The sequence below is a fragment of the Peribacillus saganii genome (genome assembly GCF_003429095.1).
Lineage (GTDB): Bacteria > Bacillota > Bacilli > Bacillales > DSM-1321 > Peribacillus > Peribacillus saganii.
On sequence record NZ_QVTE01000051.1, the window covers coordinates 60,544 to 77,355 of the forward strand.

General features: G+C 40.5%; 15 protein-coding genes. 7 read left to right on the forward strand and 8 right to left on the reverse strand.

All coding sequences use genetic code 11. The features are described 5' to 3' along the window. Positions 1-225: 225 nt before the first annotated feature. Entirely contained in the window at positions 226-1,749 is a 1,524-nt protein-coding gene (locus D0469_RS17200) for a DHA2 family efflux MFS transporter permease subunit (RefSeq protein ID WP_117327954.1), read from the reverse strand. A 186-nt stretch (positions 1,750-1,935) separates the two neighbouring features. On the opposite strand from D0469_RS17200, the gene D0469_RS17205 reads away from it, so the two are divergent. After that, positions 1,936-2,811, forward strand: coding sequence for a TetR/AcrR family transcriptional regulator (locus D0469_RS17205; protein WP_117327955.1), 876 nt, complete (start codon positions 1,936-1,938; stop codon positions 2,809-2,811). Positions 2,812-2,882: 71 nt separating this feature from the next. Then, entirely contained in the window at positions 2,883-5,030 is a 2,148-nt protein-coding gene (locus D0469_RS17210; RefSeq protein ID WP_117327956.1) for an MMPL family transporter, read from the forward strand. Between the two features lie 424 nt (positions 5,031-5,454). On the opposite strand, the gene D0469_RS17215 is transcribed toward D0469_RS17210, so the two are convergent. Continuing rightward, complete coding sequence (locus tag D0469_RS17215; RefSeq protein WP_117327957.1) at positions 5,455-6,366, reverse strand: 3D domain-containing protein; 912 nt, start codon at positions 6,364-6,366, stop codon at positions 5,455-5,457. A gap of 327 nt (positions 6,367-6,693) precedes the next feature. Between D0469_RS17215 and D0469_RS20865 the strand changes: the two genes are divergently transcribed. Continuing rightward, the gene (locus D0469_RS20865; protein WP_158553550.1) at positions 6,694-6,837 is read left to right on the forward strand and encodes a hypothetical protein; all 144 of its coding nucleotides are present in this window, start codon (positions 6,694-6,696) and stop codon (positions 6,835-6,837) included. A gap of 86 nt (positions 6,838-6,923) precedes the next feature. Here D0469_RS20865 and D0469_RS17220 read toward each other — a convergent pair whose 3' ends face one another. Next, the gene (locus D0469_RS17220) at positions 6,924-7,796 is read right to left on the reverse strand and encodes a CvfB family protein (protein WP_117327958.1); all 873 of its coding nucleotides are present in this window, start codon (positions 7,794-7,796) and stop codon (positions 6,924-6,926) included. Positions 7,797-8,133: 337 nt separating this feature from the next. Between D0469_RS17220 and D0469_RS17225 the strand changes: the two genes are divergently transcribed. Further along, a complete protein-coding gene (locus tag D0469_RS17225; protein WP_117327959.1) occupies positions 8,134-9,303 on the forward strand; it encodes an alanyl-tRNA editing protein in 1,170 nt (389 codons plus the stop codon). Positions 9,304-9,545: 242 nt separating this feature from the next. Here D0469_RS17225 and D0469_RS17230 read toward each other — a convergent pair whose 3' ends face one another. From D0469_RS17230 to D0469_RS21205, 4 genes are all read right to left on the reverse strand, one after another. Continuing rightward, a complete protein-coding gene (locus tag D0469_RS17230) occupies positions 9,546-10,964 on the reverse strand; it encodes a Na+/H+ antiporter NhaC family protein (protein WP_117327960.1) in 1,419 nt (472 codons plus the stop codon). Positions 10,965-11,220: 256 nt separating this feature from the next. Next, positions 11,221-11,427, reverse strand: a complete 207-nt coding sequence (locus D0469_RS17235; RefSeq protein WP_117327961.1) for a hypothetical protein — start codon at positions 11,425-11,427, stop codon at positions 11,221-11,223. Positions 11,428-12,172: 745 nt separating this feature from the next. Then, positions 12,173-12,595 carry a hypothetical protein gene (locus D0469_RS17240; protein ID WP_117327962.1) on the reverse strand — a complete coding sequence of 141 codons (423 nt, stop codon included), beginning with the start codon at positions 12,593-12,595 and terminating at the stop codon, positions 12,173-12,175. 147 nt (positions 12,596-12,742) lie between these two features. After that, positions 12,743-12,880 carry a hypothetical protein gene (locus D0469_RS21205; protein ID WP_158553552.1) on the reverse strand — a complete coding sequence of 46 codons (138 nt, stop codon included), beginning with the start codon at positions 12,878-12,880 and terminating at the stop codon, positions 12,743-12,745. Between the two features lie 106 nt (positions 12,881-12,986). On the opposite strand from D0469_RS21205, the gene D0469_RS17245 reads away from it, so the two are divergent. Further along, positions 12,987-14,168, forward strand: a complete 1,182-nt coding sequence (locus D0469_RS17245; protein ID WP_117327963.1) for an LL-diaminopimelate aminotransferase — start codon at positions 12,987-12,989, stop codon at positions 14,166-14,168. A 105-nt stretch (positions 14,169-14,273) separates the two neighbouring features. On the opposite strand, the gene D0469_RS17250 is transcribed toward D0469_RS17245, so the two are convergent. Then, positions 14,274-14,465 (reverse strand): hypothetical protein, encoded by a 192-nt coding sequence (locus D0469_RS17250; protein ID WP_142919203.1) that lies wholly within the window; start codon positions 14,463-14,465, stop codon positions 14,274-14,276. A 402-nt stretch (positions 14,466-14,867) separates the two neighbouring features. On the opposite strand from D0469_RS17250, the gene D0469_RS20870 reads away from it, so the two are divergent. Together D0469_RS20870 and D0469_RS17260 are read left to right on the forward strand one after the other, a co-directional pair. Continuing rightward, positions 14,868-15,122 (forward strand): hypothetical protein, encoded by a 255-nt coding sequence (locus D0469_RS20870; protein WP_142919204.1) that lies wholly within the window; start codon positions 14,868-14,870, stop codon positions 15,120-15,122. A gap of 67 nt (positions 15,123-15,189) precedes the next feature. Beyond that, entirely contained in the window at positions 15,190-16,809 is a 1,620-nt protein-coding gene (locus D0469_RS17260) for an ABC-F family ATP-binding cassette domain-containing protein (RefSeq protein WP_117327966.1), read from the forward strand. The last annotated feature ends 3 nt before the right edge of the window (positions 16,810-16,812 follow it).

Sequence of the window (16,812 nt, forward strand, 5' to 3'; positions counted from 1 at the left end):
ACCGAATCTCCTAAAACTTCAATTTAAAACCACTTTTCCCCTTCCCAGATCAGTATCCTGTTACCTGGTAATACCGAACAAAAAAATATAAAAGCCCCCTACGCTATAGTAAGGGGCAATCGATTCAATTGAGGAATCACTTAATTAATGGAATCGGCGGCAAGTAGCAATTAGCTTAAAAAACAAAAGCATTCATTTATTCCCGCACCCTAAATTTACATTCATTTAGTTATTGGAGCCTTCAGTGGCAGCTGGGTTTCCTTGAGGTGTTTCAGTATCCGGGGCCTGTTTTGCCCGCTTGATAAAGAATGCAAGGATAAGGGAAACTGCAACAAGTCCAGCTGCAACCAGGAATGCATCATTAATACCTTCCAGCATTGCTTTCATGCCAATTTCCTGCTTCATTTGTGCGATCTGATCCGCCGTTGGCTGAGCAGTTAGACCCTTCATGGCCTCTTTACCCAACTCTTCGGCATGCGTTTCTGTACGGTTGGACATGATCGTTACTAATAGTGCAGTACCAATAGCACCTGACACTTGGTTCAACGTATTGTTCATGGCAGTTCCGTGTGGATAAAAACGTGGTGGCAATTGATTTAGTCCATTAGTAGAAACAGGCATCATTACCATCGACATACCGAACATCCGCACCGAGTTTAAGATAACGAGGTTAGTATATGATATATCAAATGTCAGCCTGCTGAAGAAATAAGTAGTTATAGCTGTAATAGCCAAACCAATGATTGATAATATTCGTCCCCCAAACTTATCAAACAATCTTCCTGTAATCGGAGACATAAGCGCCATCACTACTGCTCCCGGCAGCATCATTAATCCTGCATCTAGCGGTGAAATCCCGCGCAGTGTCTGAACGTAGATAGGGATTAATAGCATTCCTGAAAACAGGGCCATGTTAAGGACAATAGTAATTGCCGACGATAACGCAAACATAGGGTATTTGAAAATTCTAAAGTTAAGCATTGGCTGTTCCTGCTTTAATTGGCGTAAAATAAACCATACCAAGGCAATGACGCCAACAATAATAGTTAAATAAACCTGCTTGCTATCCCAGCCTTTACTTCCGGCAGAGCTAAAGCCGTACAGCAATGAGCCAAACCCTACGCTTGATAATACAAGCGAGAAAAGATCGAGTCGAAGATCAACTTTTTCTTTTTTATCCTTAAGAAGAAAAAGACCTACTAATAAAACGATAATCGCAATCGGTGTGACAAAATGGAATAGCATTCTCCAATCATAATGTTCAATAATCCAGCCCGATAATGTCGGTCCAATTGCCGGAGCAAACATAAGAATTAGTCCAAAAACCCCCATGGCTGCACCCCTTTTTTCAATCGGGAAGCTTACCAGCATAACATTCATTAATACCGGCATCATGATGGCCGAACCGGATGCCTGAATCATTCTGCCTGATAGCAGCAGCGGAAAGGCATGGGCAAAGCCGGAAAGAATGGTGCCCAATGTAAACAAAACCATCGCTACCAAGAATAGCCGCTTTACAGAATATTTTTGAATAAGAAAGGCGGTGGTCGGAATCAGAATCCCGTTAACGAGCATAAATCCTGTGGTTAGCCACTGAACGGTCGATGCTACAATATCCAAATCCTTCATAATCGAAGGAAGGGCAATATTTAATAAGGTATTGTTTAAAAAAGTTATAAATGCTCCAATCATCAGCACCGCAAGCATGCCATACGGCGGACGACTAGGAGTTTGAACGGAATGGTCCATATTTTCCTCCCATGTACTTATAGTTCATCTTTTTATACCAGCATTATACGCAAAAAACATCATATACCATGTGTTCATAAATTGCAATTCAAAAAAACCTGCTCTATAACTAGGTTTGTATTAATCGACTGAATCCTGTACTATGATTTTTATACTGGCATTCCAATTCCATTAACAGGTGATAATATGAATGAGAGAAAGCAGCATGTTATAAAAGCGGCACACCAATTATTTATTGAAAAAGGTTTTCAGGCGACCTCTATTCAAGATATTTTAGACTATAGCGGAATTTCAAAAGGAACATTTTATAATTACTTTTCATCAAAAAACGAGTTGTTACTCGCACTTTTTAAATCCATTCTTGAAAATACTGAAAAAGAGAGGAATGAACTGCTTATTGGTCAGGATCCTGCTGACATAAAAATCTTTATAAAACAGGTTGAATTACACTTGATTACTAATAGGAGAAAAAGATTGATTACTCTTTTTGAAGAGGTTCTTGTTTCAAATGATGAAGATCTCAAGCAGTTTATGAGGATTGGGCAAGTAAAGGTGCTCCGTTGGCTATACAAACGATTCATACAGATTTTTGGCAAGGAAAAGCAGCCATATCTGCTGGATTGCGCGATTATGTTTATGGGTATTTTACATAATAATCTCAAATATAACGCACGGGCAAACGGATCAATTATTAATTATCACCAAATCGTCCGATATAGCGTTGATCGAATTGCTGGAATAGTAAAGGAAGTCGCAGAAGCTGGTGACCAATTAATTCAGCCAGAACTTTTAGAGAGCTGGCTGCCTGAAAGCAATTCAGCCAACCCTGCTTTCAGGCAAAGGCTTCGCAGTATAGTGCTATCAGTCAAAAAAAAGCTTAGCAATTGTGGGGATCAGTTTAGATACGTAGAACTGCTTAATTTTATTGAAGAAGAACTTCTGCATTCTAAAACCCCTCGAATGTTTCTGATTGAAAGTGCCCTATCTTCATTGAAAGCAGGAAACCTGGATATAAGTGAGCTGGAACAAATAGTGCATAGCTTATCTAGCGAGACGAAATAAAGGATATTCCATAGGGTTTTTAAAAAACAAGCAAGAATGGAAGTTCGCTTGCCGAATGGGAGGGATCTTCAGTGAAAGTAATAGCAAAGCTGGTTATCAGGTTTTATAAGCTTTTTTTGGTTGGCTGGATCTTGCTGACTCTAGGTCTGGGTTATTTTGCTCTGCAGCTGCCAGGTCTTTTGCATGGAGATGGATTTGAGACAAATGGCGAATTTAAGAAGGTTGAGCAAGAACTAACGGAGACTTTTGGAGTCCCAAAATCGACCATTCTTTTATTATTTGAAAAAAAAGCCACTGAAAAAAATGCAGATTTCAATAGGAGAATCTCGGAAACACTCACAAGCATCCAGGATAAAAAAATAACCGAAAAAATTCAGTCGCCCCTATCGGATGATAAGCTTAGAAAGGATAAGATTTCCTATGCTGTTCTAGCCTTTGATGAAGAACAGGATGAAATGAGGGATCAAGTAGAACATATTCGCGGCATAGCAGGCAACGATAAGCATATAAAACTTACAGGTCCGCCTGTTTTGAATCTTGATATTAACCAAGCGAGCCAGGATGACTTAAAACGAGCGGAATTAATTGGGCTCCCTTTTGCTCTTTTAGTGCTGCTATTTGCGTTTGGCAGCGTTGCAGGATCCCTTGTTCCAATTATCACAGGTGCCATTACTGTTATGGCATCATTCGGAGTGCTAACTCTTCTTAGTGCCAATATTCCATTATCCATCTTCATTTTGAATGTTGTCCCGATGATTGGCCTGGCACTCAGCATTGATTTTTCCCTTTTGTTTATCAATAGATACCGTGAAGAGCTGCATGATTCCCAACATGATGTCGCGATTGAAAAAACGATTATGACAGCAGGAAGGTCAATTATCTTTTCAGCTGTGTGCGTGTTTATCGGACTAGCTTCTATGCTGGTTTTTCAAATCGATATATTTAAAACGATATCGGCGGGAGGAATGGTAGTTGTCGGAATCGCAGTGATTTCTTCTCTTTCCCTGCTCCCTTCCATTCTATTGCTTTTAGGCGACCATATTAACAAATGGATGCTGCTAAAGCCGAAAGCCGGGAATGAAAATGGCTGGAGAAAGTTTGCCTCCTTTGTCATGAGACGTCCCGTCATTGTCAGTCTGGCAGCATTCGCTGTTTTGCTGGTTTCCATTATACCGGTAAAGGATATGACACTCGCCATTCCAAAAGCCGATTCACTTCCTAAAAGCTATGAATCCAGGCAGGCATTTGAGGATATCCAAAAAGAATTTCCGGAAAGCAGCCGTAACACTGTTTATGTTCTCGCCAAGCGAGATCAAGGATGGAAATCTGCTGCCGGACTTGAGCAATTAAAAAAGCTGGAGGATGAATGGAATCGGGACTACCGGGTACAGTCAATCAGCTCTGTCTTTACCGCCGCTAACGTAAAATCAGCAAAAGAACTTAGAATGGCCCTGGAAAACCCGCAAAGCCAATCTGCATTGGAGCCTGTAACCCAGAGTTTTATTCAAGATGAAATGGCCATGATGCAGGTCCATTTAAAAGGCAATCCTTCATCTGAAGAATCAAAGGATTTTGTGCGGGAATGGAGCAGCAAAGACTTTGACGCACCGGTATTGGTCGGCGGCCAGGCAAAATTCAACCAGGAAATATTCGATGAAATATACAATAAAATCGGGATTGGTGTTTTGATTATCCTGCTGTCCACCTACTTTATATTGCTTTTAGCATTCAGATCTCTCGTTATTCCGCTAAAAGCCATACTCATGAACACTATTAGTCTCAGCGCCACCTTTGGCGTTCTCGTCTGGATCTTTCAATACGGGCATTTTGGCATCCCGAAATCAGACATAACACTGATTATTCCGGTCATAGTATTTTCGCTTGTATTTGGACTGAGCATGGATTATGAAGTGTTTTTGATATCGAGGATTCACGAGATTTACCTTGAAACCCGCGACAACCACTTTGCAACCGTTGAAGGGCTCTCCTCCACAAGCAAAATAATCACATCCGCTGCACTGATCATGATCGTAATTACTGGGGCCTTTGCCTTTACTGGCGTAATGCCCGTAAAACAAATCGGTATTGGAATCGCCATCGCAATTTTCATCGATGCAACCATCGTTAGGATGCTGCTCGTACCTTCGCTAATGAAGCTCCTTGGCGACTGGAACTGGTGGCTTCCATTTACAGGTGCAAAAAAACAAGCACGAGGATAGGAATAAATTATTGTAGTGGATTGCTGCTTATACGAAAGGTAGGCTGTAAGAGGAAAATTTCAGTCTTTTAGTATAACGTCCCTTTTCAAAGAGTGAATATGAAATTTCTGCTAGAAACGGAAACGCTTAAGAAACTAAATATTCTGCGTTAGACGATTAAATTTTGGGTTTTGGCGAGGAAATCCTGCACTTTGGCTAGTAAATAGTCCGGTGCTGTTACTGAATATGTTCAGGCAGTTTGATTTATCGGCTTAAACATCTATTTGGTCAAGTAAATCACTTATTATAGAAAGTAAAAGTTCTGATTTGGAAAGTATTTCTTCAATTTTGGAAAATAAATCTGCCATTTTAGAAAGTATTTTTTCCATCCGTTAAAAAAGGAGCGGGTTACAACAATATGCCCACTCCTTCTTCTTACTTAGAATTAATCAAGCACCTTTACAGTTACTTGTTTTGTGCCCCAGTTTATAGCGTCTTGTTGATTTGGAATGAAAACATCAATTTTGTTTCCTTTGATTGCACCGCCTGTATCGCCGGCCACTGCATTTCCATAACCTTCCACATATACTTTAGAGCCTAATGGGATGACATTTGGATCTACAGAGATAACTTTAGCATCCGGATTGTCCTTCAGGTTGATTCCTGTTGCTGTCACACCACTGCAGCCTTCACAGCTAGCTGTATAAGCAGTTGCTTTTACAATAATTTCTTTTGAATCAGAAGACTGAGCCGGTTGTTCAGCTGCTGGACGGACCACAGACTTCTCTGCCTGTTTTTCCCGGACAGGTGCTGACTGTTTTGGCTGAGCAGGTGCTGGTTTTACAGTTGCACTCTGATTTTGCTGCGCAGGCGCTGGTTTTGCTGACGCCGGCTGCTTTACTTGAGCAGTTGCTTGCTGCTTTTCCTGCGAAGGAGCCGTGGATTGCTGTTTATGCTGAGCAGCAACAGTTTCTCCCACTGTTGCCGGCCCCGCATAAACACCCTCAGTTATGATCAGCAACTGCTTTTCAGCAAAGATACGATCTCCGGTTAATTGATTCCATTTCTTTAAGTTTTCTACTGTTACACCGTAAGAACACGCAATTTCTGAAAGGGTGTCACCTTTTTTAATAGTGTAATATTCCTCAGCTGAGACCTTCAAGCTATCTCCAGGGTGAATGATATCAGAAGATAAATTGTTCCAAGATCTAATATCGTCCACTGTTACTTGATATTTCTCAGATAGTTTCCATAGACTATCTCCCTCTGCTACCTTCACTTCCTGAGCTGATGCGTTCGCACCAAACGCTGTTGTGAATGCTGCTGCCGCCGCAAAAGTTAAGATTGATCTTTTCATATTAAAACCCTCCATTTTCTATGTAAATCGTACATTGTTTATTCTGTTTGTTCCCGATTATGAACGCTTATGTACTTCCGATCGAAATAAGCTAACAAAAATTATCTTAACATACATTTTTCTGATCCAAAGAACAAACAGATGAAAGTCTTATTACAAACATTTCATTCAATTGACAGCAGAATAACAAGATAACAGAAAATTGGGATAACATTACGATGATATTTTGCAATAACAGAATTTTACTAAATGTATTTTAGGCATGAAGACAAGTGATCTTTACATAAAATGAAAATAGATAAATTAAATCAAAAGGAGCATTTTTTAGTGGCTGAATGGATTTATCCGATGACCCAGACATCCAATGATTCCCTCAGATTTTTAAGGGAGCGGGAAGTTCGTCCATTTATTAAGGTTCAGGGAAGCGGTAGAAATTTCGAAGAAGAGCGGGGCCGACAAAAGATATTCTAAGTATTTATGTTAGAAGCAACACATACATTAACAAGAAAAACCTTGAACAGAGGATGAATCCCACAGTCAAGGTTTTTCCTTTTTTATTATTCATCCTGTTTCTTATCAATGGTGTATGACCAGCCATCTTCCTGATAAATCTTACCGTCCTTCATCAGTTTCCCAAGAGCTCGTTTGAAAGCTCCTTTGCTCATACGGAAATGGAATTGGATGTCCTCGGGAGAGGTTTTATCTCCATATGGCATCGCACCGCCTCTTCTGAGTAAATAGGTATAGATCGCTTCTGAATCATCATCCATTTTTTCCTGTTTAAAAGGCAAAAGTGAGATGTTAAGTGACCCATCGTCTTTTTGATCAATTACACGGCCTTCCACCAACTCTCCAAGCCTCGGCTCACTTTTGCGCTCACTTTCGTGAAGAAAGCAGCGGTAGCCTTGCTCAGAGAAAACAAACGATCCGACTTTTAACAAACGGTACACATTGCCTTTGATCGTTTGGTTCCATATACCCTTTGGTGCCGGGACCGCTTCCCGCTGGATAATATCTTCTGTTGCCAGCTGGCCGAACAGCCTTTCCTGCTTGTCCAGTTTAAGAGTAATAAACAAGCTATCTCCTTCTGCGGGCCACAAGCTCATGATGGCAGGCAGCTCATCAAGTGATACGAGAATATCTTTTACCAAGCCAATATTAACAAATACACCCAGGTCCCGCTTAACACTTACAACCTCAGCCCAGCCGTATTTCCCAACTTGCACCTCTGGAATCCTCATTGTCGCCGCCAGTCGCCCTTGCTTATCATAATAAATAAAAACTTTAACTTGATCTCCGATTTCTATATCATCTACGATCTCACTGCGGTGAAGCAGTACGTCTTCCTCTCCGTCCGTAAGGTAAAAGCCAAAATCCGTTCCCCGGTCCACTTCCAATGTTACTTTGTATCCCGCTAGTATCCTGTTCATAAAAATGATTGTCCTCCTACTTGGTACCCCATTTTATATCCATTTTCCAGTTTACCCATTTTATTGTTTTTCATCATCTTCGAATCTACCATTATTTGCAGGCGCTGTATATACAAAAATCCTTCATGATTTTCTCCATTTTAATTTAATCCAGGTTCTAGCCTACTCGCCTAAATGATATACTTACTCTTCAAAATGCTAACTACTCCTCAAACTTTCTTCATCGGCTACTGCTTTTAAAAACAGGTTAATATCAGCGTCTAAATACGTACTTTCTAATAGTGAAGCGGTTAATGATATAATCTTGGTAATTATAAAGAGGAAGGAAAAATGTCTAATGCAGGAAAGGTTATATTATTCGCAGCCGGATGTCTTCGCATGGGAGACAAAAATAGTATCATATGGAAAAAAGGGAGACCTTTATGATGTGATTTTGGAAGAGACAGCATTTTATCCTGAAGGTGGAGGACATCCTTCTGATACTGGTGCTATTGCAGGACTTACAGTGAAGGATGTGTTTAAGCAGGATGATGTCGTTCATCATATTTTGCCTTCCCTGCCATCCGCTGAAAAGGTAAGCTGCCAAATCGACAGCCGCCGCAGGATTGACCATACTCAGCAGCACACCGGCCAGCATCTTTTGTCAGCGGTCTGCATTGAGCTTTTTAATGCACCTACAGTAAGCTTCCACCTGGGAATTGAAACTGTAACAATCGATATTGAGATTCCTGATCTAACTTTCGACATGGTAAAACAGATTGAACAACGGACAAATGAATATATTTATCAAAATCGAAAAATTAATACCTATTATGTTACGGAAGCAGAACTTGAATCACTGCCTATCCGGAAAATGCCCAAGGTCAGAGAAAACATCCGCATCGTTGAAATTGATGGAATTGACGTTTCAGCATGTGCTGGAACACATGTAAAACAAACAGCAGAAATCGGTACTTTAAAAATTTTAAAGACAGAAAAACAGAAAAACAACACTCGGGTTTATTTTATTTGCGGTTTCCGCGCAATTGCTGATTATCAGGAAACCCATGATACAGTTATGGCGTTATCAGCAAAATTCAGCACCAACAGGAATGGATTAGCGGATCGTATAGAAAAACTTCAACAGGACCAAAAGAAGCTGGAGAAGGAAAATGCCATCCTAAAAGAGCAACTTTTAGCTTACCGTGCAGAAAAAATGCTTTCCAGTACTGAAAATGGCTTTTTGATACAAAGTTTTGATGATATTCCATTTAAGGAAGTGCAACTGCTATCCACACAAATAATTAAAAAAGCAGATATCGTTGTTTTGTTAGTTGCCGAAAGTGAAAACAAGGTTATGCTTGCCCATAATGGATTTTCTGAAGTTCATCCCGGCCTGATTTTCAAGGAAAATGTTACAGAATTTAATGGAAGAGGCGGCGGCAGCAACAAAACCGCCCAAGCTGGCTTTCCTTCAAAAGAAGACTGCAGCCGCTTTGTTCAGCTCATTTCATCCATGCTGGGTTAAGGATGAGATATTTGCCTTACGTGAATAATAGAATACCTCCCGATAAGCCCTAATGTCGGTTCAATCACTAGCGACAGGGATGTCATTTCGGAAATTCATATTTTTTCGATCAATAAACACCATTCACGGGGACCGAATCCCACCGAAAAGAGGATCCGGTCCTTTTTGGTTCAACCCACTGTCGACTTAATATTCTCTGCGATTCTACTAGTGCAAAGGCTCTATCAATAAGATTTAAATGGTTACCAGAAAAAAACGGAAGCTCCATATAACACTGCGGTAATAACGGCTGCAATTAATGCAGGCTTTAATTTGTAGCGGGCATATTCCATAACAGATAAATTGAGTATCCTTGCAATGGTGTTTGTATCATCGCTCAATGGAGACGCAAGAGCACCGAAAGTCCCGCTGGCAAAAACAGCGCCTATTACTAGCGGAAGATAAATGTCGGCTGAGTGCGCCAAAGTTACTCCTAACGGCATGAAAATGCCCCATGTTCCCCAAGCTGAACCAATAAAATATGATAACACCCCTCCAAACAGAAACACGAGCGGCACCACTACGGACGCCGGAATCCATCCAGCATGATTTGTTACAAAGCTTGAGAACCCAAGATTCTCAGTTACGGAAGCAAGTCCCCAAACGATCGCCAGCAAGATGATGACAGACATTAACTCATTTCCCCCGGCAATAAAGCTATTTAATAAATCTGATGTTTTCATTTTCTGCAACCGCAAAAACAAGAAAGTGAAAATGGAAGTCAATAGGAGGGATATAAGCATTGCATCCATGACATCCGCTTTTATGAATGCTCCGATGAACCCCTTTTCTTTTTTGTATCCATCCCACCAAGTGAGAACTAATGTTAGGGTCACTACTAAGAATAGAGGCACAAGCAGATTCCAAGGTTTTGAAGGCAACTCACTGCTTACTGCGGGATCACAGTTATGCCAATCATCATCTTCGCTGTCCGGCTCTTTACCGATTTGATTCGGGTCACTGTTTTGTGTCGACTTCGAATGATGGAAAAAGCTTAAATATATACCAAGCAAAATCATGACAATAGAAAAGAAGTTAAATGGAATGCTTTGTATAAATAATCTGTAAGGATCTGCATTAATTTGTTCATTCTTAACTGCAATGTCAACGATCGATGTCATATAACCCACAAAGGCCGTAGCAATCGGAATCAGGACGATTATTGGTGTGGCCGTAGTTTCAATCACAAAACCAAGTTCTTGTGTTGACATTTTCACTTTCTTCAAAAGAGCACGCATAATTGGGGCAATGGTTACAAAACGAAAGCTTGGTGCGGCAAAAGTTCCTATTGTAGAAAAATATGTGAGAATGAGAGCTTGTTGTTTAGTGTGTATCCTTGCTGAAGCCTCTTCTACGAACCCTCGAATCCCTCCAGAGACCTTTATCATGCCAATTAAACCTGAGAACGAGTACAGAAACAACAGTATTTTTATATTATTAGAATCAATCAGCCCCTCCACTAAAAAACGGACCATTGTTTCAAGGCCGCCAACGAGCGAGGGCTCAAGCAAATAAGAGCCAGCCAACAAACCTGCAAACAAGCCTGGCAGAACCTGCTTTGTTTTTATAGCAATTGGAATCACCACTAAGAAAGGTATAAATGAAACCCATTCATTCTTCAAAATCTTCACCCTAACTATATGTACTCTCGTTAGATTGTGAAGGATAGTCATAATTATGCATTAAGCTCTAATAACCTTTTACGCATTCCTTATTCGTTGGATGTACTAAGTTAGTCCATCCCACCATTTCCATAACGGATTATAATATTTGATTTCATGCTCCTTGCCTAAAAAAAGAAAGCCCTTTAATGTAAGGGCTTCCACTATATTTTAAGAGCGGACCTTCACCGAATAGCGAGTAGTCCTTTCAGTGTTTTTAGTAACTGCGATGACGCCAGCATGCGCATCGCTTACCCCGGCGTCGGTTATCGCGTTCATCGTCATTCCGGTCGTCGTGATGCCGGTTATCGCGATGCCGGTTTCGGTTATCGCAATCATTGTCATGGCCGATTCGGCTAAATGGAAAAAGTTTATTTTGATTTAAAAATTTTGGTCTTTTTTCTTTATCCCGCCTTTTTGTCATTTCACATCCCCCCTCTCTAACTAATGTATTCAAGTGTTTAAATAGAAGTTAGACAAGCACCCTAAAAAATGGCGGATTTTTTAAAGTATCGAGGGTGATTCCGAAAATGTTTCTTAGAGGCTGTCTCCTGGAGAATGCAGAAGGGTCCGACTACTTAAGACAACCAATCGCTCTCTTTAGATTTTTCGGCGAAGAAATTCGTTATCGACTTTCGATGTTTTCAATTCGCAGCGATACTCATCTATGTGAACTAGTATGATAGATGATAATCCTATCCCGTCCCCATAATGAGCACAATGTATATGTAACAATCAATATCAATATAAGGTTATGCACGAAAAACAGGCCCCCCCATGGAGATGCCTGTATATATTAATAATCCGAAGAATGTAATCCAGCCGTCGACATGATATACCGTAACGGCTCCGTATAAGGTATTTGCCAGTTTCAGAAACACACTTACAAGCGTTTTATCATTCCGCGTAAGAAGCAGCAATGCTGGAGGCAGGGAGATAGCTTTATCAGATAAAATAGGAGCTAGCTTTTTTCCTGTATAAATATCATGAACGGTTTGATTTCTTCAACTAAGCGAAACAATATACCTATTCCGGTAAAAACGCATCTGCAATACAAAGAAAACAAAGTGCATGCTTTTTTCATCGATTCAGTCCAGGCAAGTGTATTCAGGCCAGGATGATTCCACCCTCCTCCATAATACGCCCGTTTATTCTTTCGTATAAAACACTCATTCCGGCTCTACTTTTATTTTTTCCAGTCCAGTTTTCTCAAGGAGATTATGATACTTATCCTCCACTTCAACAAGCCTTGTAAAGTATTCTTCCTCACTATAGTTTGCATCTCGCGCTTCTTCTTGAAGCTCCCGGGCAGCAAGATAATAAGCCAGCTTATCCCAGAACACCAGATCTTCATAGGCATTTATAATCTTTTGCAGTTCATTTTCATAATCTTCATTCATTTCAAAACCGCCAGCTTCTTTATCAGCAATCCCGTTCACTTTGAAGGCACCAGCAAACGAGAGTATATATTGATGAAATTTGTCGTATTCCTCATTACTCATTTCCGTTTCGCTTGACCCCGCCATCCAGGTGCCGAAGGTCGTCAGCTTAAGCAAGGTTTCGTACTGTTTTTTTGTAAACTGAATATCCATTTTTGCCCTACTTTCTACGTTTATTATGACTTATCCCTCGTGGTTACTGAAGATGTCTTCATCATGTCTTTTGCTTAATATTCTCAATTTTTTACGGTTTTCCTTTGAAGCAAAAATAATATCAAAATCATAATCATCAGTATATAGCTATTCAGAAGCAATATCGAGCTTTAGTCTTTTATGGTTAATCTCTTGTTTTTCCCCTTTAATTTGGACAGCATAATTCCCCTTCATGTCCGGCCCTTTATACACAATCCCATATTCTTGTGTTGAGGGGATAGACACACTACCTCCCATTTTATATACAGTCAGCTTCTCGGCACCGTTTAAGAGGAGATTGAGAGTATATGTCGAAATTATTTAATAAGCACTATTAGGAGGTCAAACATCAATGATAATTTCTAAATCAAAGCGGATGGATTTATTTCCATCGTCCATATTTACAGAACTGGCTGAATATAAACGGAATAAAATACGGGATGGCAAGCAGCTGATTGATTTAAGCATCGGCAGTCCGGACCTGTCTCCTCCCGATTTTTTAAGAGAGGAATTGTCCCGGCAAACATCCATCGGAACCAATTATGGCTACACCCTGAACGGGACGGCGGAATTCCATTCAGCAGTCGCTGATTACTACAAACGCAAATACAATGCAAGCGTTGATCCTGAATCCGAGGTTCTGCTGTCGATGGGTTCACAGGACGCACTTGTCCATTTACCGATGGTATTTTGTGATCCAGGAGATATAATCTTCGTGCCAGATCCAGGCTACACCGCGTATGCGACCGGAATTTCACTTGCAGGTGCAACCCCTTATTTTATGCCTTTACAAAAAGAAAATGGCTTTCTGCCTGATTTGTCAGCAATTCCTAAAGAGATTGCGTTAAGGGCAAAAATGATGATTTTGAATTTTCCTGGCAATCCAATTCCGGCAATGGCTGATTTTAATTTTTTCACAAAGGCTATTGAGTTCGCAAAACACTATAATATCCTGATTGTTCACGATTTTGCATACTCAGAATTATATTTTGATAATCATAAGCCTATTAGTTTCTTGTCAGTACCCGGGAGCAAGGATGTTGCTATTGAACTTAATTCACTTTCAAAAAGCTTTAATTTGGCAGGCTGCAGGATTGGCTACGCAGCCGGCAACCGAAGCGCGATAGCCGCATTGCAGCATTTTAAATCAAACCTTGATTATGGTGTGTTTCTCCCAGTTCAGAACGCTTCAATTGCTGCAATGAAATATGGGGATGAGTTCAGTGAACAAAATCGCAAGGTGTACGAACAGAGGAGAAATGTATTGGTGGAGGGTCTTCGTTCACTGGGCTGGAATGTTGATAGACCACAGGGCGGGATGTTTATTTGGGCACGTATTCCAGAGGGTTATTCTTCATCCGGATTCGCCTATGAATTAATAGACAGAACCAATGTGGTTGTCACTCCCGGTAACGCTTTTGGGCCAACAGGAGAAGGCTATGTCCGCATTGCCTTGGTGCAGAATGAAGCAGTGCTCGCAAAGGCTGTAGATAATATCAGTACGAGCGGAATTTTTGATATCCAAAGGGTTTAATACAATGGATGATTCATTTCAGCAAAGAATAAAATGAAAAAAGTCGCTTGGGCAGCGATCCAGGCGACTTTTTTGCAATTACACTCTTACACGCGAGAGCTGTCCTTATTTACCCAGCTCGGTTACACAAAAGTAGGCAGCCTTGTCAGTATCAACAACATAATAAGAGCCATCCTCGGAAAATTTATAGTATTTATTTTTCTGAATGCTGCTGATTACCTCAACCGCATCCGTTGCTTCTGTTTCATGTGAGACACTTGTATTTCCCTCAAAATTAAAAGTTACTTTTACCTTCATTGCTGCTCCATCCCCTTCAAGTTTTCCGTCAAACCAGCACATATGTATATAAGCGGCTTGCCTTTTATTACTTATTACCTTTAGTGTCCTGTATTAAACATGAATATGGGCCGAGAACTGGAATTTACCCGCTGTCTAAAGTATTCAATACAAATCTCCCAGCAGAAAATCACTTTTATTTTTCCCTAAAAAATATAGCCTGTTCAAAGGACGCGTCATTGTTACATATAGCAGCTTCACATCCAGCTCGTTGCGTGAGATCCTGAGGTAGCTAGTTTTGATGTTTCTTAAGCTGATCAATTTCTTTTTCCATATCTTTTATTTTTTCCTTTAAACGGAGGTTTTCGGTTAAGATTTCTTCTTCAAGATCTGAACTGGAATTCAGGGTAGGAGACGGGCTGCATGAGGTTAGAAATAATAAGCAAACCAACAATAAAGAAAACAAAACAAATTTCAATTCCCCACACCTCTCCCTATTTTCATTTAAGACATCTTTATTTCCCTCATATAAATAAACGAGACAGGAGGAGAAAAGGTTTCATTTTTTTAGAAAACTCAAAGAATTTCTTAAGTGCAGATCCATTTCCTTTAAGGTTGGTTTACTGCCTCACATCAAAAACACTCTTCCAACAAGAGATTTTCACGGATTCCGCTTGAAAACATGGTTTTAACATGCTTTCCATGCTATAATTTGAAGGATAATTTTTTTGGAGGAATGTATTTAATGATTACAGTTCAAAATGTCGGCTTGCGTTATGGTGACCGTAAGCTGTTTGAAGATGTTAATATAAAATTCACACCCGGTAACTGCTATGGCCTCATCGGTGCAAACGGTGCCGGTAAATCAACGTTTCTGAAAATTCTTTCCGGTGAGATTGAAGCGCAGACAGGCGATGTCCACCTTGGCCCAGGAGAACGTCTTGCCGTTTTAAAGCAGAACCACTTCGAATATGAGGACCATGAAGTTATGAAAGTTGTTATCATGGGACATGAAAGATTATATCAGGTTATGCAGGAAAAGGACGCTATCTACATGAAGGCTGATTTTAGCGATGAAGATGGAATGCGTGCTGCTGAGCTTGAAGGAGAATTTGCTGAACTGAACGGTTGGGAAGCTGAATCGGAAGCAGCCATCCTTTTAAAAGGATTGGGAATTGAAGAAGATCTGCATACAAAAAGGATGGCGGAACTGACGGGTGGCGAAAAGGTGAAGGTTCTCCTTGCTCAGGCATTGTTCGGCAAGCCAGACGTACTGCTTCTCGATGAGCCTACAAACCACTTGGATATTAAAGCGATTCAGTGGCTGGAAGAATTCCTGATTAATTTTGAAAATACCGTTATCGTTGTTTCGCATGACCGTCACTTCTTAAATAAAGTATGTACCCATATTGCCGACCTAGACTTTGGAAAAATTAAAATTTATGTCGGAAACTATGATTTCTGGTACGAATCAAGCCAGCTTGCATTAAAACTTGGCCAGGAATCCAATAAGAAAAAAGAAGAAAAAATTAAAGAATTACAAGCCTTTATTGCCAGATTCAGTGCAAATGCTTCCAAGTCTAAGCAGGCAACTTCTCGTAAAAAGCTGCTCGATAAAATTTCTTTGGATGATATTCAGCCTTCATCCCGTAAATATCCTTACGTAAACTTTACTCCTGAGCGGGAAATCGGAAATGATCTGCTGAGGGTTGAGGGTATTTCGAAAACGATTGACGGTGAAAAGATCCTTGATAATGTTAGTTTTATCATGAATAAAGGTGACAAAATTGCTCTTGTTGGCAGAAATGAGATTGCACGAACAACGCTGTTCAAAATCCTTGCAGGTGAGATGGAGCCAGACAGCGGTTCCTATAAATGGGGCATTACAACATCCCAGGCATATTTTCCAAATGATAACTCCGAATATTTTAATGGCAGTGAATCAACTCTTGTTGACTGGCTGCGCCAGTTCTCGCCAAACGACCAAAGTGAAAGCTTCCTAAGGGGCTTCCTTGGCAGAATGTTATTCTCTGGAGAAGAAGTTCTCAAGAAGCCTAGTGTTTTATCAGGAGGAGAAAAAGTCCGCTGCATGCTTTCTAAAATGATGCTTAGCGGGTCAAATGTTCTGCTTCTCGATGAGCCTACGAACCACCTTGATTTGGAATCTATCACAGCATTAAACAACGGCCTGATTAACTTTAAAGGTTCCATGATTTTTTCTTCACATGACCACCAATTCGTACAGACAATCGCTAATCGTATCATTGAAATTACTCCCAAGGGAACCGTCGATAAGCAAGTGTCTTATGACGAGTACCTGGATAACAAAGAACTGCAAACTCAAGTTGCGGAAATGTACGCTTAACAC

Bases quoted from the DNA above. Each gene is read 5' to 3' on its own strand.
- D0469_RS17200 (WP_117327954.1), bottom strand. From the start codon at position 1,749: ATGGACCATTCCGTTCAAACTCCTAGTCGTCCGCCGTATGGCATGCTT.
- D0469_RS17250 (WP_142919203.1), bottom strand. From the start codon at position 14,465: ATGAAGGTAAAAGTAACTTTTAATTTTGAGGGAAATACAAGTGTCTCA.
- D0469_RS17260 (WP_117327966.1), top strand. From the start codon at position 15,190: ATGATTACAGTTCAAAATGTCGGCTTGCGTTATGGTGACCGTAAGCTG.
- D0469_RS17215 (WP_117327957.1), bottom strand. From the start codon at position 6,366: ATGAAAAGATCAATCTTAACTTTTGCGGCGGCAGCAGCATTCACAACA.
- D0469_RS17245 (WP_117327963.1), top strand. From the start codon at position 12,987: ATGATAATTTCTAAATCAAAGCGGATGGATTTATTTCCATCGTCCATA.
- D0469_RS17235 (WP_117327961.1), bottom strand. From the start codon at position 11,427: ATGACAAAAAGGCGGGATAAAGAAAAAAGACCAAAATTTTTAAATCAA.
- D0469_RS17205 (WP_117327955.1), top strand. From the start codon at position 1,936: ATGAATGAGAGAAAGCAGCATGTTATAAAAGCGGCACACCAATTATTT.
- D0469_RS17220 (WP_117327958.1), bottom strand. From the start codon at position 7,796: ATGAACAGGATACTAGCGGGATACAAAGTAACATTGGAAGTGGACCGG.
- D0469_RS17240 (WP_117327962.1), bottom strand. From the start codon at position 12,595: ATGGATATTCAGTTTACAAAAAAACAGTACGAAACCTTGCTTAAGCTG.
- D0469_RS20870 (WP_142919204.1), top strand. From the start codon at position 14,868: ATGAGGTTAGAAATAATAAGCAAACCAACAATAAAGAAAACAAAACAA.
- D0469_RS17225 (WP_117327959.1), top strand. From the start codon at position 8,134: ATGCAGGAAAGGTTATATTATTCGCAGCCGGATGTCTTCGCATGGGAG.